The sequence below is a fragment of the Paenibacillus sp. FSL R7-0048 genome (assembly GCF_038004505.1).
Classification (GTDB): Bacteria; Bacillota; Bacilli; order Paenibacillales; family Paenibacillaceae; genus Paenibacillus_AQ; species Paenibacillus_AQ odorifer.
This window is the reverse complement of record NZ_JBBORF010000001.1, coordinates 3,416,256-3,439,825: the sequence shown is the minus strand read 5'-3', so window position 1 is coordinate 3,439,825 and position 23,570 is coordinate 3,416,256. Positions and strand designations below refer to the sequence as shown.

The 23,570-nt window shown below is 42.1% G+C and carries 20 protein-coding genes; 7 read left to right on the top strand and 13 right to left on the bottom strand.

What is annotated here, in order from left to right; translation table 11 throughout:
- Positions 1-56 precede the first annotated feature (56 nt).
- The 5 genes from NSQ91_RS15510 to NSQ91_RS15490 form a co-directional block, all read right to left on the bottom strand.
- Positions 57-3,569: a discoidin domain-containing protein gene (locus tag NSQ91_RS15510; protein ID WP_076303791.1), complete on the bottom strand. Its 3,513-nt coding sequence runs from the start codon at positions 3,567-3,569 to the stop codon at positions 57-59.
- 290 nt (positions 3,570-3,859) lie between these two features.
- A complete protein-coding gene (locus tag NSQ91_RS15505) occupies positions 3,860-4,219 on the bottom strand; it encodes a DMT family transporter (RefSeq protein WP_076125771.1) in 360 nt (119 codons plus the stop codon).
- Between the two features lie 17 nt (positions 4,220-4,236).
- Entirely contained in the window at positions 4,237-4,563 is a 327-nt protein-coding gene (locus NSQ91_RS15500) for a DMT family transporter (protein WP_076125773.1), read from the bottom strand.
- A gap of 13 nt (positions 4,564-4,576) precedes the next feature.
- On the bottom strand, positions 4,577-5,110 hold the full coding sequence (locus NSQ91_RS15495) for a TetR/AcrR family transcriptional regulator (protein WP_076125775.1): 534 nt from the start codon (positions 5,108-5,110) through the stop codon (positions 4,577-4,579).
- 117 nt (positions 5,111-5,227) lie between these two features.
- Positions 5,228-5,704, bottom strand: coding sequence for a GNAT family N-acetyltransferase (locus NSQ91_RS15490; RefSeq protein WP_076125777.1), 477 nt, complete (start codon positions 5,702-5,704; stop codon positions 5,228-5,230).
- A 123-nt stretch (positions 5,705-5,827) separates the two neighbouring features.
- Between NSQ91_RS15490 and NSQ91_RS15485 the strand changes: the two genes are divergently transcribed.
- Positions 5,828-7,495, top strand: coding sequence for a ribonuclease J (locus NSQ91_RS15485; protein WP_256715769.1), 1,668 nt, complete (start codon positions 5,828-5,830; stop codon positions 7,493-7,495).
- Positions 7,496-7,726: 231 nt separating this feature from the next.
- Complete coding sequence (locus NSQ91_RS15480) at positions 7,727-8,593, top strand: helix-turn-helix domain-containing protein (RefSeq protein ID WP_076190411.1); 867 nt, start codon at positions 7,727-7,729, stop codon at positions 8,591-8,593.
- Positions 8,594-8,868: 275 nt separating this feature from the next.
- Here NSQ91_RS15480 and NSQ91_RS15475 read toward each other — a convergent pair whose 3' ends face one another.
- A complete protein-coding gene (locus tag NSQ91_RS15475; protein WP_036677991.1) occupies positions 8,869-10,425 on the bottom strand; it encodes an ABC-F family ATP-binding cassette domain-containing protein in 1,557 nt (518 codons plus the stop codon).
- Between the two features lie 231 nt (positions 10,426-10,656).
- Between NSQ91_RS15475 and NSQ91_RS15470 the strand changes: the two genes are divergently transcribed.
- The 3 genes from NSQ91_RS15470 (at position 10,657) to NSQ91_RS15460 (ending at position 12,821) form a co-directional block, all read left to right on the top strand.
- The gene (locus tag NSQ91_RS15470; RefSeq protein WP_076303792.1) at positions 10,657-11,241 is read left to right on the top strand and encodes an AAA family ATPase; all 585 of its coding nucleotides are present in this window, start codon (positions 10,657-10,659) and stop codon (positions 11,239-11,241) included.
- A 387-nt stretch (positions 11,242-11,628) separates the two neighbouring features.
- Positions 11,629-11,946, top strand: coding sequence for a transposase (locus NSQ91_RS15465; protein WP_076305695.1), 318 nt, complete (start codon positions 11,629-11,631; stop codon positions 11,944-11,946).
- Positions 11,895-12,821, top strand: coding sequence for an IS3 family transposase (locus NSQ91_RS15460; protein WP_143766647.1), 927 nt, complete (start codon positions 11,895-11,897; stop codon positions 12,819-12,821). The genes NSQ91_RS15465 and NSQ91_RS15460 overlap by 52 nt, the downstream gene beginning before the upstream one ends.
- Positions 12,822-13,127: 306 nt before the next feature.
- Here the strand turns inward: NSQ91_RS15460 and NSQ91_RS15455 are convergent, their stop codons facing one another.
- The 7 genes from NSQ91_RS15455 to NSQ91_RS15425 form a co-directional block, all read right to left on the bottom strand.
- Complete coding sequence (locus tag NSQ91_RS15455; protein ID WP_076305499.1) at positions 13,128-14,015, bottom strand: DUF3298 and DUF4163 domain-containing protein; 888 nt, start codon at positions 14,013-14,015, stop codon at positions 13,128-13,130.
- Position 14,016: 1 nt separating this feature from the next.
- Positions 14,017-14,523: an RNA polymerase sigma factor gene (locus NSQ91_RS15450; RefSeq protein ID WP_076125785.1), complete on the bottom strand. Its 507-nt coding sequence runs from the start codon at positions 14,521-14,523 to the stop codon at positions 14,017-14,019.
- A 90-nt stretch (positions 14,524-14,613) separates the two neighbouring features.
- Entirely contained in the window at positions 14,614-16,479 is a 1,866-nt protein-coding gene (locus tag NSQ91_RS15445; RefSeq protein WP_076305500.1) for an acyltransferase family protein, read from the bottom strand.
- A gap of 172 nt (positions 16,480-16,651) precedes the next feature.
- Positions 16,652-17,722 carry a stalk domain-containing protein gene (locus tag NSQ91_RS15440; RefSeq protein ID WP_076305501.1) on the bottom strand — a complete coding sequence of 357 codons (1,071 nt, stop codon included), beginning with the start codon at positions 17,720-17,722 and terminating at the stop codon, positions 16,652-16,654.
- Between the two features lie 72 nt (positions 17,723-17,794).
- A complete protein-coding gene (locus tag NSQ91_RS15435) occupies positions 17,795-18,256 on the bottom strand; it encodes an NUDIX hydrolase (protein WP_076125878.1) in 462 nt (153 codons plus the stop codon).
- Positions 18,257-18,292: 36 nt separating this feature from the next.
- A complete protein-coding gene (locus tag NSQ91_RS15430; protein ID WP_076305502.1) occupies positions 18,293-20,092 on the bottom strand; it encodes a vWA domain-containing protein in 1,800 nt (599 codons plus the stop codon).
- Between the two features lie 2 nt (positions 20,093-20,094).
- Positions 20,095-21,156, bottom strand: coding sequence for an AAA family ATPase (locus NSQ91_RS15425; protein WP_076190418.1), 1,062 nt, complete (start codon positions 21,154-21,156; stop codon positions 20,095-20,097).
- Between the two features lie 268 nt (positions 21,157-21,424).
- Here NSQ91_RS15425 and NSQ91_RS15420 point away from each other — a divergent pair, with 268 nt between their 5' ends.
- Positions 21,425-21,853 (top strand): MarR family winged helix-turn-helix transcriptional regulator, encoded by a 429-nt coding sequence (locus tag NSQ91_RS15420; protein ID WP_036678010.1) that lies wholly within the window; start codon positions 21,425-21,427, stop codon positions 21,851-21,853.
- Between the two features lie 29 nt (positions 21,854-21,882).
- Positions 21,883-23,517: an MDR family MFS transporter gene (locus tag NSQ91_RS15415; RefSeq protein WP_076184535.1), complete on the top strand. Its 1,635-nt coding sequence runs from the start codon at positions 21,883-21,885 to the stop codon at positions 23,515-23,517.
- Positions 23,518-23,570: the final 53 nt, after the last annotated feature.

The window sequence follows — 23,570 nt, the reverse complement described above, 5'->3', positions numbered from 1 at the left end:
ACAAGCTAAAAAGGGAAAAGCTCCTAAGAGCTTCTCCCTTAACCTCGTACATAAAATTAATGAATCGTTAGATTAAAACCGCTCTGAATATAATTCAGATTCGGATAAGCAATGTTGGAGGTTGTCAGGTTATTAAAGGTTGCAGCACCATTGCCTGTATAGGTGTAAATAGCTGCACCTTTATGTGGACCTGAGAACCGTGAAGTTGTTATTCCATCAAGTCCTGTACCGTTAATATTGATGTTGTTGAACACGATGTTCTCGAATCCACCACCATATCCAAATTGAATCGCATCACGCTGGGTATTAATGATGTCTATGTTATTAAATGTAACGTTCTTGATAGCATCATTTGATGCTTCAAGATCAATTGCGCCACGTTCACCCCCATAAAGATCTTTACTCGTGCCACTGTTAATAATGGTTGTGTCTGAGAAAACTACACCCGTATTATTCTGGAAATGATAACCTGGAAAAACGGTATTCATACGTATGCCGGAACCACCAACTGTATCAATGATATAGTTATGATCAGCCTTATGACCACTTCCTCCAAAGAAAGCAATCGCTGCCGCACGCCAGTTATTCTCAATGGTGTTATACGAGAAGGTATTATTCACACCAGCAGGTGCACCATTTGTGTTACTGGTCCATACTGCAAGACCATCGTCACCATTATTTCGCACACTGCTATTGCGTACAATTGAATTGCTAGTTCCTTGCGAGAAGTTGATGCCGTCTGCAAGATTGTTCCGAATCCGACTGTTTTCAACTACCAGCCCGGTAGCATAAATCGCAGGTGTATGAGCGTAGTCGCCTACCCACATTCCGCATTCAAAATGCTCTACCCAGACATCATGGATAATAGAGTTGGTTCCAAAGTTATCCATAAAACCTTTGTAAATTGCATTTTGTCCATAACGTGAGCGCAAATTAGAATTCATATATACATTACTGAAATCTAGCTTACCTGAAATACGGAGTGAAATACCACCGCCCGCAGCATTAGGATTGGTGAACTGAATATTGGTGTGCCAGAGACCAGCACCAGTAATAGTGAGGTTATTGATCATATTACTAGCAGAACCAATCTCCCACATACTGCTAAGATTAAAGGTTCCTGCTGGAATATAAATAGACTTTCCGCTTGCCACGGCTGCATTTACAGTAGCTTTAAAAGCTGCCAGATCATCTTGTCCGTCGTTTGCCACAGCACCGTAATCTGTTACAGATACGGAGTTAGCTGGGCGGGCAATTGCTGTTGGAACAGATTCAATTTCAAGGAAATCCACACCATATTCCAAGCTATCTCCATTGTTCTTCTGGATCCGAATCTTGTCCCCAGGTTGGAGGGGTGTATCCATCTTCCAGTGAACTTCATCAAAACGGAATAGTGGACGTCCAGCACTAGGTGTATCGCCAGGCATATCACCTGAGAAATACTGCCAGCTGTAGTATGAGGTTAAGGAAACTGTTTTTACTTTCGCTCCATTCACATACACATCCAGTGAACCATTCAATCCCATCCCATCTGCAGAGTCAGGCATTGTAAATCTCATAGTTACACCTGCGCCGCCTTGACCCTGTCTGACCGTCCACTCTAAGTTCGAACCATTCGAAGGAAGAGCTATATAACGCTGGCCAGAAGCTTCAGAAGCGATTAATGCTTGATCAAAGGTTGGCGCCGATTTCAATATCGCGCCACCCCCGAGTGTAGCATCCTCGGTATCATATCGACTATACGGCATGCTTGCACCACGCGCAGCATAGACAACGAGATTAGAAACACTTACATTATTCGCTTGCTTGGCAGCTATCTCATTAGCATCCACTTCAACAGTAGTGGTGACTGTGTAGTTACCATTAATCGCTGTCCAAGTCCCTGGAATCGCTACATTAACTATTGCCCCCGCTGCTAAGGCACCGTTATAAGATCCATTATAGGTTTGAATAGTGGAACCCGCAGAGTTTTTAAGAACAACGCTTATACCATGTGAACCACTTGCAGAGGCAATGGTTCCTTGATTCTTAAGATTTACATTAAACGCTACATTGTTATTAGCAACAGGATTACTTGGTGTCCATGTAACAGTTCCCACTAAGTCAGAGCTGGACACTGGAGCGATAATAAGTGACGCTGGGTTCGTGTAGCTGTTATTCGCTTCATTTTGTTCGATAACTAGGTTGTCTTCATCAACTTTGGCACTAACTGAATACGTTGCGGCAGGCTTAACTCCTGCGGTAAGTGTCATCGATGCTGTTGTCGATGCTCCAGTTGCTAGTACACCTACCGGAGCTGAGCCTACAAGCTCATTATTTAAATAGAAATTAACAGTAGTAGCTGGAGAGCTGGCATTGCCGATATTCTTTACGATTGCGTTCAGCGTAATCGCATTAGACTCAACCGGATTCGTTGGTGACCAGGACATGACAGTAATCACCAAATCCGGATTCGGAGCTGGAGTACCGTATACTTCAAATTCGGCGATCTGTCCAGCTGGAGCACCCGAGTTGGCAGTAATATTAAGCTGTAGACGATTGACAGTTGCGGTAACAGGAATGGTTACTGTATTTCCTGAAGCTGGATTAAACGAATACGATTGTGCTGACACCAGATTCCCAAATGTCGTTGTGTTCTGATTGTGACCGAGCACTTGAATCGTTTGGGTACGTGCTCCCCATGCAGCGGCTGGATTTAACTTTAGAACGATGGAGGAAACGTTGTAGTTTGACCCCAGGTCAAGTATCAATGAACTAGGATTACTGCCACCTTCCCAGTATGTGTTGGTGTTGTTGTCATTAGCATTTGCTGCCACAAATGATTGCGTATTAGAAGATGCGGTAATCGATTTGCCAACCGCGATATTACTGCCCGCAACAGGTGTGGCCGTTGGCGTTTGTGTCGCTGTTGGCGTTGGTGTGGCTGTTGGCGTTGGTGTGACTGTTGGCGTTGGTGTGGCTGTTGGCGTTGGTGTGACTGTAGGCGTCGGTGTGGCTGTTGGCGTTGGTGTAACTGTTGGCGTTGGTGTGGCTGTTGGCGTCGGTGTTGGTGTACTAGCTCCATAAATTTCGAACTCAGATACTTGCGCTGCCGGCCAACCCGTATTGCCTGTTACATTCAGGCGTACATAACGAGTGCTGGTTGCTGAAAAATCAATCTTAACGGTGTTCCCTCCTGCTGAAGGATTGAACACATAATCAGCTGAACCAACAATGTCAGTGAATGTAGATCCATTTGTGCTGCCTTGAACGGCGAGTGTTTGCGTACGCGTCTCCCAGCCCGTTGGCAGCTTCAATACGATTTGGTCAATACTTGTCTCTGTACCGAGATCTACTTGGATCCATTGCGGAAATGCATTATTGCTGCTTTCCCAATACGTCTCTTGATTGCTGTCTTTCACATTGTTTGGACTATACGTTTGTGATTGACCACTAGCCGTCACAGTTTTGCCCAGCGTCAAATTCGTGCCACCAGAGGCACTAACAAATGTGAACGGACCCGCTGCCAGGTATAAACTTGAAATCAACAGGGTTACTACAAGCGACCATACGACATACTTGTTGCGCATTATAATCCTCCTCTTAATGTAGATACTCACTAACGTGTCGCCTTATCGGAGTGCTCAAATGATAGCGTTTACAATCAAATTCATCACAGAGCACATTAAATAACAACCGATCCTCCTTTCAATGTGAGACACTCTCATTATAGAGAAAGAGCGGATCAAGCTATAAGATGTAATTCTACGGAAAAGATATGTGATACCAATATCGCGAAACTACCCTAAATATGGAATCTATTAACATCACGTCCATCAAATAAAGGCCTGATTTCTCAGGCCTTAGTTTTTTATGAAGATTAACTTGTGGTTTTAAGTTCTTTTTCATTAGCTGAATCTGGAGAGTTTAATAAAACCACACCTCCAACTATTAATACTATGCCTGCAAGTGTAAGCATACTAAATGGATCCCCCCATATTACGATACCAACGATGGCGGTTAGAACTGTACCTACACCTGCCCAAATCGCATAAGCTAGGCTTAAAGGTAAAACTTTGAGACTTATGGACAAACTATAAAATGCGATAATAAAACCAATAATAACACCTATAGTAGGCAATATTTGTGTGAACCCTTCTGACATTTTCAGCATAGTTGTACCTATTACTTCGCTTATAATAGCTACCCCTAGTACCCAAAAACCCTTATTCTTGTTCATAACATTTCCTCCAAGCTCTAATGAGATCCACCAGAAAGTTTCATAATGACTACTCCACCAATGATAAGAATCAGGCCGAGTAATTTCTTCAGATTGAAGTTTTCTTTATAAATGATGACTCCAATTAACGCAGTTAAAGCCGTACCTACCCCCGACCAAATAGCATAAGCCGTCCCTAGTGGAATCGTTGAAAGCGCTAAAGAAAGACAATAAAAGGCTGAACCCATGCCGAGTACGACTCCTATTGAAGGTAAAATCTTTTTAAACCCGTTAGAAACCTTAAGCATGGAGCTACCAAATACCTCGCAGATAATCGCTGTTGCCAGTAACAGATATGAATTCAACAATAGCCCCTCCTTACTCCGTCATGTTTATTAATTCTTGAATCACTTTATCTCGTAAATCCTTATCTAAAGCTCCTAATCCGAACATTTCTGAATACCATAAACCGTCCGCTGCCAGCCTGACAATTGTGGAACGTACAGGATCTATTCCATCGTTCTCTATATTGTTTTGCCATACTGAGTATTGATCTTGAAATTTCTTAAGGATATCCGGATTCGTAAAAAGAGCAGCCGAAAGCGCGGTGCTAATCTCTTGCTCTTCCTTAAGATCGTCGTCTATCGCCTGAACAAACGCTCGTCCCCACTTCCCCGTTTCTCTAGATGCATTCGCTACTCTTTCTTGAACATTACTGAAAAAATCACTTGTTAATTCTTCCACCATACTTTTTATTAAAGCTTCCTTATTCGGGAAATGGTGCAGCAGTCCACCTTTACTGACCCCGGCTTCTTTGGCAACGGCTTCAAGGGTAAGCTTCTCCACCCCATTGTTTTTAACTACAATAGAAGCTGCTAATAAAATACTACTTCGTTTTGAATTACTGTTCACGATAATCACCTCTGTTATTTACTATACCGTCTGGACGGTTTTATTGTCAAATAAAAAATCATTACCTTAGATCAAAAAAAGCCTGGTAATCCAGGCCTCCAACATTTTTAAAGCAATTCACATTAAATTTTTAATATACCAAGCATCACAAGCGAAATGCTCCGACCCCGCAAGCGGTTCATCCAAAAGCTCAAATCCATTTTTCATATAGAAACGGTTAGCTGCGTGCATGTTTTGAAGTGTCTCCAAATAACATTGGTTGTAATGAAGCTTAGCAAAGTCCAACGCTGTATTTAAAAGTTCTTTGGCTATCCCGTTACCTCTAATCGACTGAGATAAATACATTTTTTGCAACTCACATATCTTGTCATCATTCCCGAAAGGAGCAATGCCACAACCCCCTAATACTTCCCCTCCCTCTTCGACAACCCAATAAGCCCGATTCTCACTATGATTATAATCATCTGATAAATGATGCAGGCTGTCATCCTCCCAGGCTAGACCCGAGCGATTCCCGCCAAACTCAATTAGGCATTCCCTAATGACCTTTTCAATGGAGCTATTATCTTTCATTTGTAATAGTCGGATATTCATGAGTAACGTTCTCCTATCTTTCGATTAGCTTTCTTCAGTTATTATATTGTATCAAGCTTCAGAATGGATAATTATAATGGGATTCAAACATAATATAGAGAAATTTATTTAGGAGGGGCTTCAATGAAAATGGCAGCTAAGCAACTCTCGATTGCAGCATTAGGTGGGGTTCATGAAATTGGTAAAAATATGTATATCCTACAATACGCAGATGATATTGTTGTCATTGATTGCGGCTCTAAATTCCCAGATGAAAGTCTCTTAGGGATTGACCTAATTATTCCTGATGTTTCGTATTTATTAAATAATATTGATAAGGTACAAGCGTTGGTGGTGACTCACGGACATGAGGATCATATCGGCGGGATTCCTTACCTGCTTAAACAGTTGAATATCCCAATATATGCTTCCCGTTTAACCTTAGGATTAATCGAAAATAAACTTAGGGAACATGGAATTTTACGACAAACGAAACTCCATTGTATTAATTCAGAATCCACGTTGACCCTGGGAGCCATTACTACAACATTTTTTAATACAAATCATAGTATTCCAGATTGCCTTGGCGTAGTATTCGATACACCTGAAGGTATCGTAGTTCATACGGGAGACTTCAAATTTGACATGACGCCTGTCAACAAGCAGTATCCAGATATACATAAAATGGCCGATATTGGGAAAAACGGTGTAAAGATCTTGCTGTCAGAAAGCACTAATGCTGAGCGTCCTGGCTTCACCCCTTCTGAAAAGCTTGTTGGCGCTCACATAGAAGAAGCCTTTTTAAAAGCAGACCGTAGAATTTTTATTTCTACCTTCGCCTCAAATGTACATCGTCTACAGCAGATCATTGATGCTTCTCATTTAACTGAACGTAAATTGACCTTACTCGGCAGAAGTATGGTAAATGTAGTCAGAGTGGCCCAAGAACTCGGTTATTTGAACATTCCGGACGATATGCTGATCGAACCTGCAGAAGCTGCTAAGCTCCCTCCGGCACAGGTAACTGTTTTATGTACAGGCAGTCAAGGAGAGCCCATGGCCGCACTATCCCGCTTAGCGAACTCAAGCCATCGATTGATGGAGATCCAGGCTGGGGACACGGTGCTGCTCGCAGCCAATCCCATCCCGGGAAATGAACGGAATGTTTCAAGGATTGTCGATAATTTATATATGCTGGGTGCTAAAGTCATCTATGGTTCACGCAGTGAGCTTCACGTCTCCGGGCATGGCAGCCAAGAGGAGCTTAAGCTAATGCTGACTCTAATGAAACCTGAATACTTTATTCCGATTCATGGTGAATACCGTATGCTGCATCATCATAGCTTGTTAGCGGAGGCGGTAGGCGTCAAACCGGAAAATATCTTTATTCTAAAAAATGGAGACATCGTTGAGTCATCGTCTGGTGTTGTCCGCCAATCCGGTCGAGTGACTGCTGGGCAAATTCTAGTAGATGGCCTTGGGATCGGAGATATTGGAAATGTTGTGCTTCGCGATCGTCGCCAGCTGTCAGCAGACGGTATTCTGATTACAGTGATTACACTGAGCCAAACCGATGGACGTCTATTAAACGAGCCAGACACTATCTCCAGGGGATTCGTTTATGTCCGTAACTCCGATAATTTAATGGACGAGATCAACCAGCATGTAACATCAACCCTTAAAAAAATGAACGAAACGGATCTAGGCCAATGGAATATCATCAAGCAGACCATCAAAGAATCATTAAGTAAGTTCCTATACGAAAAAACGAAACGGCGGCCAATGATTCTTCCAATCATCATTGAGGTTTAATGTAGGAATGCAATCGAATAGATATTGGCGAATTCTTACTCCATTATGAGTAAGAATTCGCCTTTTTTGTGTTTTATAGTTTTATAATCTCCTTTTATATCTTCTGCTGATAGTATTAGGTTCAGATGCAAATCTCTACATACTGAAGTACAACTAAGCAAGAATTATCAAAATCCCTTTAAATAGGTGAGGTATATTAATACCAGGGAGGTGATTAGGCTGTATTACAAGATGATTCACAATAGTATTGAATTTATTGAGAACCATTTGGAAGAAGAATTGAATCTGGACGGAATTGCGAAAGTGGCTGGATTCTCCAAATATCATTTCCACCGGCTCTTTCAGAAATATGTCGGCAAAAGTGTAGCTGAATACATTCGTTCCCGTAGGTTGAGTTCTGCTGCCCAACTGCTGCTCTATTCCGAAGAACGCATTCTAGATATTGCACTGCTTTATGGTTTTGATAGTCAAGAGGCTTTTACAAGAGCTTTTAAAGGACTTTATGCTCTCCCCCCAGCCCAATACAGGTCGCAGATAAAACTATTGATTCAGGAAAGAGAGGAATTTACCATGTCCGAAATTAAAGGTTGGTTCATCACCGGAACATCCCCCAGCAAATATAAGGCATCATTAGATATGCAGATTTACCATAAGGGAAGGAACTCTGTATCACTGGAATGCGCAGAAACTGAACCACCTGAAGAGAACGAATTTGGTACTCTAATGCAGCAGTTTGATGCAAAAAATTATCTTGGGAAGCGGATGCGGTTTGCCGGCTTTATCCGGACCGAAGAAGTCAGCGACTGGTGCGGCTTATGGATGCGTATTGATGACAAGCTCCAGAATATGCTGGGTTTTGACAACATGCAGTACAGAAGCATTAAAGGAACTGCTTCCTGGAATTTTTACGCTTGTGTGCTGGATATCCCGGCAGAGGCGGATTGTATCAACATTGGTATTCTCCTATCGGGATCAGGAAAGATTTGGCTAGATGACTGCACATTTGAAGAAGTAGGCCTGGACGTTCCCGTCACTGATTCCCGTGCACGGACAGAAGAATTTCCGACGGAACCACAGAATCTGAAGTTTGAAGCCTAAAGTCTTCTTATCGGACGGAAAGTTTTGAGGAGTGATCTATTCTTTGTGTTAATTATGAAAATCATTAAGGCGGCCATCAATTTTTGACGGATTTGTTATCTGGGAATCTGCATTGAAAGTGGAATCACTCCACATGATGATCTTGATTTCTACTCATACGCCAATTTTAATCGCCACAATTAATGCAGATAGTGCTTCGGAATAAAAAACAGGATACCCTTCGGAGTATCGAAGTAAGGTATCCTGTTTAAGATTCGTTAATTGAACTCGTATACTTAGAATACTTTCGTTGTCCAATCTTCGCAATTCCAGATATCGGTTACGATGTCCTGATAAAAATCGGGTTCGTGAGAAATCATAAGAATGCTTCCTTTGTATGCTTTTAGAGCGCGTTTCAGTTCATCTTTGGCATCGATATCCAAGTGGTTCGTTGGCTCATCTAATACGAGAATATTAGTTTCGCTATTAATCAGCTTACATAGACGAACTTTAGCTTTTTCCCCACCACTTAGTACAGCAATCTTACTCTCAATATGCTTCGTGGTCAATCCGCATTTAGCAAGGGCAGCACGTACTTCGAATTGTGACAGAGACGGGAATGTATCCCAGATTTCCTCAATACAAGTCTTGTAATTGCCTTCCTTCATCTCTTGCTCAAAATAGCCAATCTCCTGATGGTATCCACGTTCTACCGAACCGGACAAAGCAGAGATTTCACCTAAAATGCTGCGCAGCAAAGTTGTTTTACCAATTCCGTTTGCCCCAACCAACGCGATCTTCTGTCCACGCTCCATCAACAAATTAAGCGGTCTGGACAATGGAGAGTCGTAGCCGATAACCAATTCTTTTGCTTCGAAAATCATCTTGCCGGCAGTTTTACCTTCTTTAAAGTTAAACTGTGGTTTCGGTTTCTCCTTGGCAATCTCGATGATCTCCATCTTGTCGAGCTTCTTCTGTCTGGACATCGCCATGTTACGGGTAGCCACGCTGGCTTTGTTACGAGCTACGAAATCCTTCAGCTCTGCTATTTCTTGCTTTTGGCGATTGTAAGCAGACTCAAGCTGCTGTTTTCTCATTTCGTAGACTTGTTGGAACTGCTCATAATCACCCACATATCGGGTCAGCTTTTGATTTTCCATATGGTAGATCAGGTTGATAACACTGTTCAAGAATGGCATATCATGTGAGATCAGAATAAAAGCATTATCATACTCTTGAAGGTAACGTCTCAGCCATTCAATATGCTGCTCATCCAGATAGTTCGTAGGCTCATCGAGGAGCAAAATATCTGGTTTTTCAAGCAATAGCTTAGCAAGCAAGATTTTGGTACGTTGACCACCACTAAGATCGGCTACATCGCGATCCAATCCAATATCAGTGATCCCTAGTCCACGCGCGGTTTCTTGTACTTTCGCATCGATCATGTAAAAGTCTTGATTTGTAAGTGTATCTTGGATGGTACCTACTTCTTCAAGCAGCTTTTCCAGCTCTTCAGGTGAAACGTCACCCATTCTGCCATACATATCGTTCATCTCTTGCTCAAGATCGAACAGGTACTGGAAAGCACTTCTGAGCACATCTTGAATCGTCATTCCTTTGGTTAACACTGCATGCTGATCGAGGTAGCCAACACGCACCCGCTTGGACCATTCGACTTTACCTTCATCAGGTTGCAGTTTGCCTGTAACAATATTCATAAAAGTGGATTTTCCTTCGCCGTTAGCGCCGAATAATCCGATATGCTCGCCTTTTAGGAGACGGAATGAAACATCCTTAAAGATCGCACGATCTCCAAAGCCATGACTTAATCCTTCAACATTTAATATGCTCATTTATGGACACCTTTTTCTTATTTTTCTCGCTATATTATAAGCAGGATTAGCTAAAAACTCAATGGAGAAGCAAAAAATTATCATTTTATGGGCTAATCCGCGAGCATTTTTAGTTTTGTGGACCGTCATTTGCCGAGAATGGGATTACGCTGGCGATTGCTCGTCATCTTTTATATGATAGTATGCATAGATACACATTGGAGTTGACTTGAGAACTAAGGAGAATTAGAAATGAATAAACTTGTATTTTTTCTTGGTCCAGCTGGAGCAGGCAAAACAACGTTAGCTAAAGCGATTGCTTCGCGTCGCAAAATACCTTTTTTCGATATGGATATTCTACTACGGCCTGCTGCTGACGCGATAATGACTTTACACGGACTGGATCCGGCAGATAGAGACTCAGCTGAGTACAAAAGGTTATGCCGCGATTTAGGTTATCGAATCACTATGGATGCTGCGCTGGATAATATAAGCTTGGACGTCAATGCTTTTGTAGTTGGTCCCTTTACCAAAGAGGCGGCCAATCCTGACTGGATCAGCCATGAGTTAGCTCGGATCGGGCGTTCCCTTCATGATGTTGAGGTCAAGGTTGTCTTGGTAGGGTTAGCCAACGAGGAATTGTACCTTGAACGAATTCAAGACAGACAATCACCACTAGATGAATGGAAGTTCCAGCATTGGAATGAATTCCGCACTTCTCTTGGCAACCGTACGGTAGAATGGCCGCTCCCGGCTGAAAATATTGCGTTGATCGACAATTCTAACCCGGATATTAATGCTACTGTTGCGGCAGTAGAACAATTTATATACGGCTAAACTTTCGGACTCAGATCATGTTATTTCCGCTTTTATCACCTTTTGTGCAGAGTTTCGGACCCCAGTGCAGCTATTCGTTAGAAAAGTGCGCTTGGTGGATGGTTTTCGTGCAAATAGCGACGATGCGGTCCGATAGAATTGCAAAAGTGCGATAATGCTGCGTTTAGGGTCAGCAGAGTCCGTTAGCTGCTGCATCACCCGTAAAATAACGAGAGCAAACGATGTTTGAGGCTTTGATGAAGAGTTTTGGTTAGACTATCGGACCCAGATGACGTTATTTCCACTTTTATCACCTTTTGTGCAGAGTATCGGACCCCATGAAGCTAGAATAAAAAGTGGACAGTAGTTAACAGACTGGCGATAATGAGTCCACGGAGGTGTGTTCACATGGGAGAACATCGACAACGGTATAACGAAGAATTTAAAAAACAGACAGTGCAGTTCATTCAAGAGCAAACAAAGACAGTGGGCGACTTGGCGGAAGAGCTCAACATCCCAAAAAGTACCCTGCATCAATGGATGAGCCAGTATCGAGAACTAAAGAATGAACCGGCAGCTAGCGTGGATCGAGTACGGGAACTCGAGGCACAGTTGAAGGAGATGCGTCGGCAACTTCAAGAAAAAGATAACAAGATTGCCGATGTGGAAGAGGAATTAGCGATCGTAAAAAAAGCAGTGCACATCTTCAGCAAACCAAGGAACTGAGATTCCAGTTTATTGAAAAACATCGCTCCGAGTTTCTCTTGGAGAAGATGTGCATGACCCTACATGTGTCACGGAGCGGGTACTACAAGTGGCGGACAGAAAAAACCAGTACGCATATGCTTCGTAAGGCTGCGATAATGAAGCGAATTCAGTATCATTTTGCAGACCATCAAAAGCGGTATGGGAGTCCGAAGATCACCCGCCTGTTACATCAAGAAGGTTATACCGTTACCGAACGCACGGTGAGTGTGTACATGCGACATATGAAGCTTCGCTCCATTGTCTCCAAAACGTATCGCGTACAGACCACCGACTCCAATCATGACCATCCGATTGCCCCGAATACGCTGAACCAGCAATTTAAAATACTCAAACCCAATTCAGTATGGGTTACCGACATTACGTACATTCCTTGCCGGGGAGGGCGCTTGTACCTGGCAAGTGTGATGGACCTTTGCACGCGCGAAATCGTGGGGTGGCGCTTGGAGAACCATATGGAAACTAGCTTGATTTCGGGCGCTTTACAAGATGCTTACGAAGCTAAACAACCGGAAAAGGGTCTATTACATCACTCCGATAGAGGTTCTCAATATACTTCTCATGAATACACGAAGCAGTTGAAAGCGTATGGCATGGAGTCCAGCATGAGCCGCAGAGGTAACTGTTATGATAACGCCTGTATCGAGTCGTGGCACAGCATTTTGAAAAAGGAGCTCATTTATTGTAATCCGCGATTCAAAACTAAGGAGCAAGCCTACCAGACACTTTTTCAATATATTGAGTTTTACTATAACCGCAAGCGAATGCATGGCGCGCTGGGGTATCTTTCTCCAGTTCGTTTTGCTGAGCAATTGACTAGAATGTCTGTTGCGTGACTGTCCACTTTCTTGACAGAGGTCCACCAGTGCAGCTATTGGATAGAAAAGAGTGCTTGGGGCGTGTTTTTCGTGCTAATAGCGACTATGCGGTCCGTTAGAATTGCAAAAATACGATAATGCTGCGTTTAGGGTCAGCTGAGTCCGATACCAGCAGCGTTCGCGTCAAATAACGAGAGCAAACGATGTTTGAGGCTTTGACAAAGAGTTTTGGTTAGACTATCGGACCTAGATGACATTATTTCCACATTTAGCACCTTTTGCGCAGAGTTTCGGACCGCAGATGACGTTATTCCCACAATTCTTTTATTGAATATACTTCTGACTGACCAAATCATCAGCAAGCACCGCGGTTGGTATCACAAATTCAACGGAGCCCATATAACCAGGTGCGACATCGTATTTGTTAAACACAATCACAAGCTTACCTTCGGTGTTGATATAAAAGCTCTGATCCTTCGTAATGGAGGTAAACTGATCCGTTGGCACATCATCGCCATACTCAGGGATCCAGTAAACACTCTCAGAGTCTGCTTTCATTTGGGCAATCATCTGTTCTTTAATATTTTCACTGATGCGTTCAATGTATTGATCATCTTTAAATAGCATTGGCAATGTAATAAGGATCTGGTTCACTTTGTCTATCGTATCAAAAGTAACTTCCATTGAAGATGAACCAGCGGTTTCCTCAACATATCTGCCAATGGAGAAAATGCGCTCATTATCCGTTTTCACTTCATAACCTACATCCAGCCCCAAATGGCCCCCACCTTGTTCTTTCAACGCTTCGATCTCCGCTTGGAACTTTTCGTATAGTGCTTTATTCTCACTTAAATATTTGCTGTTCAATCCAAGCTCCAGTTCTTTATTTTCCATATCCGTAACGGCTGGAACCTTGATATTTGCATCGTAGTTCTCTTCTTCTACAACGTATTCTTTAATAGTCAGCACTTTTATTATCCGATCAACGCCTGGAATGGAAGATAATGCACTTGCTACGGTTGTACTGGTGTTTATGGCTACTAGAAAAATAACTGCGGCCGCACCAACACTAGCCACCCACTTAGTTGTCGTGTGTTTTTTTCTATTGGCTTTAAGTGACTGCTTTATAGAGCGGTTTACAATCAAATCAAGTTCTTCCGGAATGGGAATATCGGTATACTCTTTATGTAATTCTTGTATTCTTTCGTCCATCTTACTTTATCTCCTTTAAGGCTTCATCATTCAGCTTCACCCGCAATAACTGAAGGGCCTGATACAGCCTTGTCTTTATTGTATTGGTGTTCTCGTTAAGAACTTCAGCCACTTCATTAATCTTCATATCCTCAAAATATCTAAGCACAATCACACTTCGGTATTTCGCCGGCAGCTCTTCCAGTGTTCTTTTCAAATCCATATCTGTATAGCTATCCTCAACAGCCGGACTATAGGTTTCTATTATCTCTGGCTCCATCGTCTGAACCTTCTTGTTTCTGCGCAAAAAGTCTAAGGAAGTATTCACGACAATCCTGTAAAACCAGCTTTTCACGGCGTCGTGATCCTTTAGCAAATCCATTCGTGTCATCGCTTTATAAATAGAATCCTGCACAATGTCGAGGGCATCCTCTTTGTTTTTCACATAACTGTAAGCAAGCCGGTATACATTTTCTTTGTTTTCTTTGATACATCGCGTCAATATTTTCTCGGTTTTCCTATTCAACATGGTCGATTATCCTTCTCTGTTTGTGATCTGGTGTTGTAACAGGAGTAAGACGTTTGGTGAGTATAAAAAAGTTTGGAGATTCCAAATAAATTATTTATTTTCTTTTTCCAAAGCTTTAATTAGAATTGATGCATAATACTTGGCACCCTCACGTTTCAAATGAATACCATCTTTGTAGAAGTAGTCGTCTTTTCCTTCACTAGCTGAGTACCAGTCTACTATGGTCGTATTCCTGAATTCACTGGAAACTTTTGAAAGGGTGGAATTCACAGGCTGCTCCCACTTTCTCGGCACACGTGTATTGACCAAAATAATCTGCTCCGCATCGCTTAACGAGTTTAGTAGTTTACGTAATTGCTTGGAGTTAAAAGCTCCATTCGTTCCCAGCTCTATGATCATCCGCTCCCCTAACCGTCCTTGTGCTCTAAGCTGATCAATTACCTCCTGTGCCTGCATCATCTGTCTGCCGACCTTTCCATCGATGACAATACCAGGGAGACTTTCTACCAAAAATGGTGCTGCATCCAAAATGACAGAATCGCCAATGGCCGTAATATTCTTTCCAGTTTGATTTTTCCCGGTTACCGCTATGTTTCCTTCTGGTTCAACTTGTTGCTCTTCAGTGTCAGGTTTTTGCTTTTCAACATCAGTCGTATCTTTTTCTACGGGTGGTGCCAATGAGTTGTGATCTATTGGATCTTGCGCTATTCCCTCTTGCTGTACATTCTGCTTATCTGCAACTTCGATTGGAAGTGTGTCAGATTCAGCGTTGGATAAATATCCATTGCAGGCAATCGGAATAAGAATCAAAAAGATCATGGTCATAAGAAAGACTGGGCGGTAGCTGCGGCGTTGTTTTGCACTCCAATTGTTCCAAATGTTTCTTAATGATCCCCGCCGGAGCGGCTCCTCGACATATTTGTATGATAAGGCTGCCAGTAGAAAACTTCCTGCTAACTGAAGGATAATTCGAAGCACGCCGCTCTCATCTGGATTCCCATTAGGGCTGGTAAGAATTATTACGGGATAATGCCAAAGGTATAAGCTATATGAACGTACACCTATCCATCGCAAGGGTTTACAGCCCATTTTCCGTCCAAGAGAGCTGGCAGGATGAGCAAGCACGGCAATCACTACTGCAGTAATGATAGAGATGATCAAAAATCCACCCCGATATAGTGATTCATCAAACTCGTTAACCCGGTAAACTAGCACCATTAATACCAGCAGTCCCAGAGCACCAATGATATCAAACATATAACGAGATCTTTCTGTGACTGTATTTTTAAGTTTCTGACTAGGCCATGCAACAGCAAGCGCCGCTCCAATTAGAAGTGCAAATATGCGAGTATCTGTTCCATAATAGACCCTGCTTGGATCTGTGCCCGGTACATAGAACATAGCCATGGCTAAAGCTGAGACAACAGCACAAGCCAGAATCCAGGCAATAAGTTTACCTCGACGAGGTATGATCTTTAGTCCTAATACGAGCAGCAGCGGCCATAGAATATAAAACTGTTCTTCAATAGAAAGTGACCATAAATGTCCGATCGGAGAAGGAGGTCCAAAACTTTCGAAGTACGAAACATCATGAAATATTAACCACCAGTTATTAACGTAAAATAGTGATGACATGAAATCTCCTGTCAGCCCATTTAATCTCGTGGGATCTATGATTAAGAGCCATATGGTGACAACGATCAGCATGACTATCGTCGCCGGCAGCAACCTCCGTGCTCTACGTATCCAAAAGTCCAGAAGGTCCAATCTTCGATGACGCTCCCATTGGTTAATGATTTGGTCTGTGATGAGATAACCCGAGATCACAAAAAAGATTCCCACTCCCAGCAGTCCACCCCCAGCCCATTTCAAATTCAAATGATAGGCTATGACAGCGAGTACGGAAAAAGCTCTTAGTCCATCAATACCAGGCATATAACGCTTGTTGTCATTCATTCTGTTTCAGTCCTTACCCTTAATTTGTTGTTCATAGGCAGGACGCAGGAGCAGCTCAAAAAGTTCTTTAAACTGGCTAATCTGTTATCAAAAGTAAAAAAAACACCCGCGCAAGAATTACCCTGCGGGATGTTTTTAATAAATCAAACTACTTTCACAAACTTCTAAATGGTTATTTCTGAACTTCAACCTGAAGAATTTCTGATACGAATTGAACAGGTACATAGGTTTTGTTATCTTGCAGAACAGGTGCGGCACCTAAAGCTTTAGGAGTCATTTTTGCGAAGAAGTATGAATCTTTGTTAAGCGTAACACTTGTCCACTGTGCTCCTTTCATCAACTCAGCGGTTTTGGTAGACTGATTCCATTTCAATTCATAGTTTAGTTGACTGGCCACATCACGAAGCGATACCATGAGCACGCCTTTCTTATTCGTGAAAGTAGCTACTTTTTTCAAATCAAGCTTAGTTGTATCCGTTGAACTATGATTTAAGCTGAACCGAAACTCTGGTGAACCTACATAACCTGGCGCAATGCTGTATTTAGGGAATACAATTATTAAGTCACCTTTATCGATATAGAACGACTGCTCAGTTGAAGTTCCTGTGTACTCTTCTAAGAAATACTTATCTGAATCCTTTTTAATCGCTGTCAGAATGTCTGTATCGAGCTTCTCTTTGTAGTTAGCGCCCAGTACATCCGTTAGTGCAACAGGTTCTGCCTCAGCTATATTTTTCACATTATAAGTATCGATCCGCGGCATGCTTGTTCCACCTTCAGAACCTTCAGTAGTAACAGTCAAGGAGATAACGCCTGCTGGAGAACCTGTTCCATCTGATTTCAGATCATAAGTAATATAAAGAGTATAAGGATGAAATTCCATTTGATCAGCCTGTGCTTTTTTGCCCATTTCTGCGGCGTCTTTCTCCCACTGTGCCAGATCCTTTTCAGCATGAGAGAGGATAATATCGTTCAGTTCATCTTGATAATGAGTATCCAGCATTCCTGTTAGCTGTGGTACTTTTAAATCTGCAATCAGGTATTTACTTGTTGTGTTAAGTACTTTTTCTTGCACTTTTATGCCAGCAAGGGCTGGTGCCTTCAACGGTAAAGCCGCAGAAACATTAGCTGTTACTTGTGTGGAAACCATAGCATGAACCGGTAAAGAAGCTGCACTCACTCCCATAATGGCTACACATCCAACTGCACTCATTTTAAATAGATTTTTTGTTCTTTTGTTCATATCTCGTCATCCTCCATCTCTATTTATAAGTGCCTTCCGATGACACTCATTAGCTAGGACGCAGGAGGACCTCTAAAAAGTTTGCTGGTTTTCTAATTTAAATATAATTTCCTCAACTTCTGTACCCCGTAACTCTACGTAAAAAGGCTGCACCTCATCATTTAGACAATACTCCAGCCGCAGTCTGAGGTTTTTCCATGTGACCATTTCCAATGCTTGTTCTATCGAGAAAAACCCAACTTCTAAGCTCTCGGAACTAGTAGCAGGTTCGCCGCCGATGGCTTTCCCTAGAAATAGGTTAGTACAAATAGATCGATCAACATTTTGAAAAACTCCGCAGAACTTATTAATCTCTATATCAATGCCCGATTCTTCTTTGGCTTCCCTGATTGCTGCTTCTATAAGGGACTCCTCCTCTTCAACCTGTCCGCCTGGCATCTCCCATCCTCTACGTGGACCTTTTATTAATAAGATTTCTTCTTGATCATTGAATACAACTGTAGCTGCTGAAAGAATATGTTTGGGGGGATTCATATCCATTGTTACCTCGCTCTAAATTTATTCTAAGCCCTAATTAATTCTGAATACAGGTCCTTTGGGTGAGAAAGGCAAGTCATTTCCCTTGGGCAAGATATAAGCATGGTCTCTTTTAAGGGTCAGCTTGTCACAATAACCATCTGTAATAATTAGAAGTGGTCCTTTTTTCGGAAAATCCTCAGCTTGTTGAATCAAATCAATAGCTGGTTGTAAGATCGTTCCCCCTCTTCCCTTCACTTGTACCCGATCCGCGATAGCCTCCGGGGGCATGTAACCTGCATCATAAGGACAAGCATCACAAAAGATAATCCGTGCAAAAGGAACATCACGAGCCTGCGCATAACTTGAAATGGCCCCTAATGCTTTGGCCAGAAGCTTTTTATCCATTGAGCCTGAGGTATCTAAAATAACTCCAAAAGTGCGGCCATCATCTGCAGCACCGCTATGAACCCACTGTGGTCGAGGGATATCAGGCGTAGAAGATTGACGTCTGCTAATTCGTGAATAAGATCTGGTCTTCTCAAGCGGTGAGAAATAATGATCAAACCAACGAGCAAGCTCTACATCCCATTTAATAGGTGGCTGGCCCAGCGCTCTAATCTCTTCAACTAGGCCTGATGGCAAAAGACCGCGACTATGCTCTACATGATACATAAGTCCTTGTTGCATAGCATTTTTACAGAAATCATCTAGTGTCTGTCCTTCTCTCGCATCCCAAAAACTTGATGAACCGTTATCTAAAATGTCACCAAGTCCATTCCCTCTCAAGGTTGCCAGTTTCTTATAAGTGCGGATATCTCCGACCATACGATCATAAATCGTTTCAGCAGATAAACCTTTAAGCTCAGGATCTAATAAGAGTCCAATTCGCGGATACTCCCCTACACTCATTTCTACTAGCCATAGATTTATTACGTAGTCACAAGCCACATTCCAAAGATAATGATCCCGGCCAAGACATCGCTCGTGATGCTGAAGCCCCGCGTGCAGAAGCTCATGCGCTATCACGAAAATACACTCCTCATCGTTTAGTCCGGCTGCAGGGTTCATAAATATTTTGCGCTCAATAACGTCAATGGCAGCTATGGAAATATCAAATCGCCGACATATCGCTGGATCTTCTATAATCTCAAAGCCGGCGGCAAGCGCACCTAATAAAGGATATCTGTCCATAAACCATCGTTTTGCACGTTGTGGAGCGGTTAATGAAAGTGCAGGGTCACTAATAGTATTAGCATGGCCTCCAGCAACACTTACTGCATTCGTCACAGCATTAGATAACCCATAAGCAAAATAGGCTTCCCAATCCGGTGCTTTTCCCCAGTATCTTTTGGTGGTTTCTCTAACATTCATATCCAGTTTTGAAACACCCGCAGTCCCAAAATATCTGGAGGTGTCCGGAATTCCTTTTATCATAAACTGCTCGTAAAGCTGTTGTTCATCTTTAATTGTAAGATCAATTCGCGACTCCATATCTGCGGGTACTTTCCCAAGCTTCAAGTCATTTAAAAACTTTGCTATGTACACATCACATGCAACGTTCCACGCCACTTGATTCTCTTTAATCTTTAAATGTCCAAGACCTAAATGAAGAAAACAATGTGCCAAAACGTACATCCATTCAGCAACCTCGCCACGCCGTTTAGGATGAGTGTAAATATAACCGTTATTAGTGACAATTGCCCAGCCGTCTTCAGGATAGGGACTATTTTCATTATGAATAATCGAAGCTCGAACAGATAACGGCGCAAAAATAGGATGATCCGCGATTAACGAACATGCTTCATTAAAATTTTTCAAAGCGGGATTATCTGGAGTTGTTTTTTTAGCCATATTTACCCCCGCTCTTTTATTGCAAGACGTGGTAAATCACGTACAATTTCAACCATTAACCAATCTGGAATATTATCACTTTGCTCCTGCTTAGCAACTACTAGCTGTGCAATTTCAAAGCTAATGACGGACAAGTCTTTAATCAGCTTTTTAACAGTGTGTGCAAATTGGCGATGTCCATCTCGTACGTTATCTTTAATCGGAGGGAGTTCTTTGATAATCTGGGCACGCAAGGATTGCGCCAGGAAATACAGGAGATCCCGATCTTCTGGAGCCGTTGGAAATGAGGATTTACCATCTATAATTTGATTAAGTTCATATTTTCCAGTTAGATTTTTATAAAAAGCCCTGAATTGTGTGGCGTGAGCAGGTGTCAGTGAACCATTCGCTAAAATCCCCACGGTATCCGCATTTATATCATCGCCAAACTCATGTAGTGCATCACTAAGCATATGCCAAGAGCGTGGCGTGGAGAAAGGCTCTTCAGTCTTTGGAGGTGCACTCCACAAATGATCGGGACGCAATTCCAGATATTCAATAACCATAGGATGAATGTTATGCTCATATGCCCAAGAGATCCAATTTTGAAACGATACATTTAACTGTATATGGAACATCCGATTGATAAGCGCGGAGGACATAGGTTTAACAATTGCACTATCTTGTGCACGGTTACCAGCTCCTATTACTATAGAGCCCTCAGGTAGGTGATAATCGCCTATGCGGCGTTCGTGGATGAGACTATAAAAAGCTTTTTGCACTTCTTGAGAACAGGCATTAAGCTCGTCCAGGAACAAACAATAAGGTTCATCCCGAGCAATCATTTTTGGAGGACAGAATTGGCTCTTACCGTTAACGATTTGCGGGACTCCAATGATGTCTTCAGGTGCTAATTGAGAACCTAATAGAGACACACAAGGAAGACCCACCTGATCAGCAAAAGCTTCTACTAGCGAAGATTTCCCAATACCAGGCGCCCCCCAGATAAAAACAGGGCGAATCACAGAAACGTTTAGAAGTACTTGCATAAGTTGAATAGGTGTTACTGGCGTTGCTAGATTCAAATAAATGCTCCTTTTTTAATGTATTGATAATAACGATAACTATACACAGTATAACAAATAATTCATTAGCTCAGGAACGAACTTCAACAACAATATTATCAACCCACTCTATTTCATTCGAAAAAACAAACCTTTTCTTGACGAGATATAAAAAAGGATGATATATTGTTTCACGCTTTAATAATTAAGTAGTTAATCATTTAGTTGTTATCTAAAATTTAATGGAATTACTTATTCCGCCCTATTTCATAACTTTAGGAGGCGTGATTTGGCTAATAATGAAGATTTTCTTCAGATATCTACTATGTTCAAATCCTTTTTAAAAGGAATCTCTCAAGATTGGAACAAACAAGACTACCCCCTAAATATTACACAGTTCAAAACCCTCAGGACTTTATCTAAGAACGGTCCACAAAACGTATCACAGATTGCTGCAGCTCTTGGTATTACCTCAGCAGCAATTACAGGCGTAACAGACCAATTAATCGCTGAAGATTACGTAAATAAGGAACGCGCCAAGGATGATCGAAGAGTGGTACACATCACCATTACGCAGAAAGGAGAAGCAACGATTAAAGAGGTGCAGGAACGCCATCAAGAACTTATGGAATCTTACTTTAAGATACTGCCCGATGAAGATATTGAGCATTTAAGAAGAATTTTCGCAGTTATAATTTCTGATTTAGACAAGAGATAAAATTTAAAAAGTGGCGGGGAAACAATCGAATGGAACATTTATCCAGCAAACGAAAACTTAGTATTATGATAGCTATTATGGCTGCAATGCTGTTCGCAGCGATTAATCAGACAATTACAAGTACTGCTATGCCGCGTATAATCGCAATTCTTGATGGCATGGATTACTATACTTGGACTATTAACATTTATTTATTAACATCAACAATAGCAACCGTTCTTGTCGGTAAGTTATCTGATATGTTCGGACGTAAACCCTTTCTATTAGCAGGTATTCTATTATTTATGGTTGGGGCTTTTCTGACAGGAACATCTTCCGATGTTTATCAATTTATCATTTATCGTGGGATACAAGGGGTAGGTGCAGGTATTATTCAATCCACCGCATTTACTGCCGTAGGTGACTTATTCCCTCCGCGTGAACGTGGTAAATGGATGGGGTTGATGATGGCCGTATTCGGTTTCTCCAGTGTGCTTGGACCAACGCTTGGAGGCTTTTTGATCGACAATATGGATTGGCATTGGCTGTTCTGGATCTTCCTACCGCTTGGTGTAGTGGCCTTCGTGATGATTCTTACCTTATTTCCTAAAGGCAAACGCGGAGAGTCAACCAGCATCGACTATTTAGGTTCCTTGTTAATGACAACTACCATCGTTCCTCTACTGCTTGCCTTCACCTGGGCAGGTACAGAATATGATTGGGGTTCTTCGCAAATTCTCGGCCTGTTGGCGGGAACAGTCGTTTCGGCACTTCTCTTTATTTTTGTCGAATCCAAAGCTAAAAATCCAATACTCCCGCTTCATCTATTTAAGAATAGTGTAGTTACCATATCTAATATTATTGGTTTTATTATGAACTTCGGTATGATGGGAGCTATGATCTATCTTTCCTTCTTCGTACAAGGTGTTCTGGGGATCTCCGCGACATATGCAGGGTATGTTACTATGCCAATGTCGATCGTTATGGTTGTAGCCAGTGCCCTTACCGGACAAAAGATGGCGAAAAAAGGGAAGTATAAACGTTACGCATTAATTGGAATACCCATTATGATTGCTGGTATGACAATTATGGTATTTATGAATAATGTACCGATGGCTGTCCTAAGTATGATTGTGTTTGGTCTTGGGTTGGGATTGGGGATGCCAGTATTCTCACTAGCTACTCAAAATGCGGTTTCACACACCGAACTGGGTGTAGTAACGGCCTCCTCACAATTATTCCGTAATTTAGGCGGTACGATCGGTATCGCAGTCATGGGTACCGTTATGTCCAATAGTCTTACCAAAAACTTGAAGGAAGCTCTGCAATCGTCATCAGCACCGGATTTCACACAGATTGATCCAAAACTTGCTGAGCAAATGCTCTCCTTCGCTAATCCACAGGCATTAATGAACAAACCATTGCTTGAACAGACTCAAGCTAGTCTGCCAGCCGATGTGCAGCCTGTCTTCTTACAAATGATTGAGGGTATCCGTGACGCTTTAGGACAGACATTATCATCCGTGTTCTTAACCGGGACCATTGTGCTTGTTGTAGCTTTCGTGCTTGTCTTCTTCCTGAAGGAGCTTCCACTTCGTACTTCTAACCAAATGCCAGTTCCTGAAGAAGCTGAACAGGACCCGTCAAACATGAAATCTTCAAAACTTGCAGTGGATAAAGCCTAACCGCAAATTACTTTGAAACTGACTATAAAACAACAAAAACTGCAACGTACTCA

Bases quoted from the DNA above. Each gene is read 5' to 3' on its own strand.
- NSQ91_RS15510 (WP_076303791.1), bottom strand. From the start codon at position 3,569: ATGCGCAACAAGTATGTCGTATGGTCGCTTGTAGTAACCCTGTTGATT.
- NSQ91_RS15505 (WP_076125771.1), bottom strand. From the start codon at position 4,219: ATGAACAAGAATAAGGGTTTTTGGGTACTAGGGGTAGCTATTATAAGC.
- NSQ91_RS15490 (WP_076125777.1), bottom strand. From the start codon at position 5,704: ATGAATATCCGACTATTACAAATGAAAGATAATAGCTCCATTGAAAAG.
- NSQ91_RS15485 (WP_256715769.1), top strand. From the start codon at position 5,828: ATGAAAATGGCAGCTAAGCAACTCTCGATTGCAGCATTAGGTGGGGTT.
- NSQ91_RS15480 (WP_076190411.1), top strand. From the start codon at position 7,727: ATGATTCACAATAGTATTGAATTTATTGAGAACCATTTGGAAGAAGAA.
- NSQ91_RS15475 (WP_036677991.1), bottom strand. From the start codon at position 10,425: ATGAGCATATTAAATGTTGAAGGATTAAGTCATGGCTTTGGAGATCGT.
- NSQ91_RS15470 (WP_076303792.1), top strand. From the start codon at position 10,657: ATGAATAAACTTGTATTTTTTCTTGGTCCAGCTGGAGCAGGCAAAACA.
- NSQ91_RS15465 (WP_076305695.1), top strand. From the start codon at position 11,629: ATGGGAGAACATCGACAACGGTATAACGAAGAATTTAAAAAACAGACA.
- NSQ91_RS15455 (WP_076305499.1), bottom strand. From the start codon at position 14,015: ATGGACGAAAGAATACAAGAATTACATAAAGAGTATACCGATATTCCC.
- NSQ91_RS15450 (WP_076125785.1), bottom strand. From the start codon at position 14,523: ATGTTGAATAGGAAAACCGAGAAAATATTGACGCGATGTATCAAAGAA.
- NSQ91_RS15445 (WP_076305500.1), bottom strand. From the start codon at position 16,479: ATGAATGACAACAAGCGTTATATGCCTGGTATTGATGGACTAAGAGCT.
- NSQ91_RS15440 (WP_076305501.1), bottom strand. From the start codon at position 17,722: ATGAACAAAAGAACAAAAAATCTATTTAAAATGAGTGCAGTTGGATGT.
- NSQ91_RS15435 (WP_076125878.1), bottom strand. From the start codon at position 18,256: ATGAATCCCCCCAAACATATTCTTTCAGCAGCTACAGTTGTATTCAAT.
- NSQ91_RS15430 (WP_076305502.1), bottom strand. From the start codon at position 20,092: ATGGCTAAAAAAACAACTCCAGATAATCCCGCTTTGAAAAATTTTAAT.
- NSQ91_RS15415 (WP_076184535.1), top strand. From the start codon at position 21,883: ATGGAACATTTATCCAGCAAACGAAAACTTAGTATTATGATAGCTATT.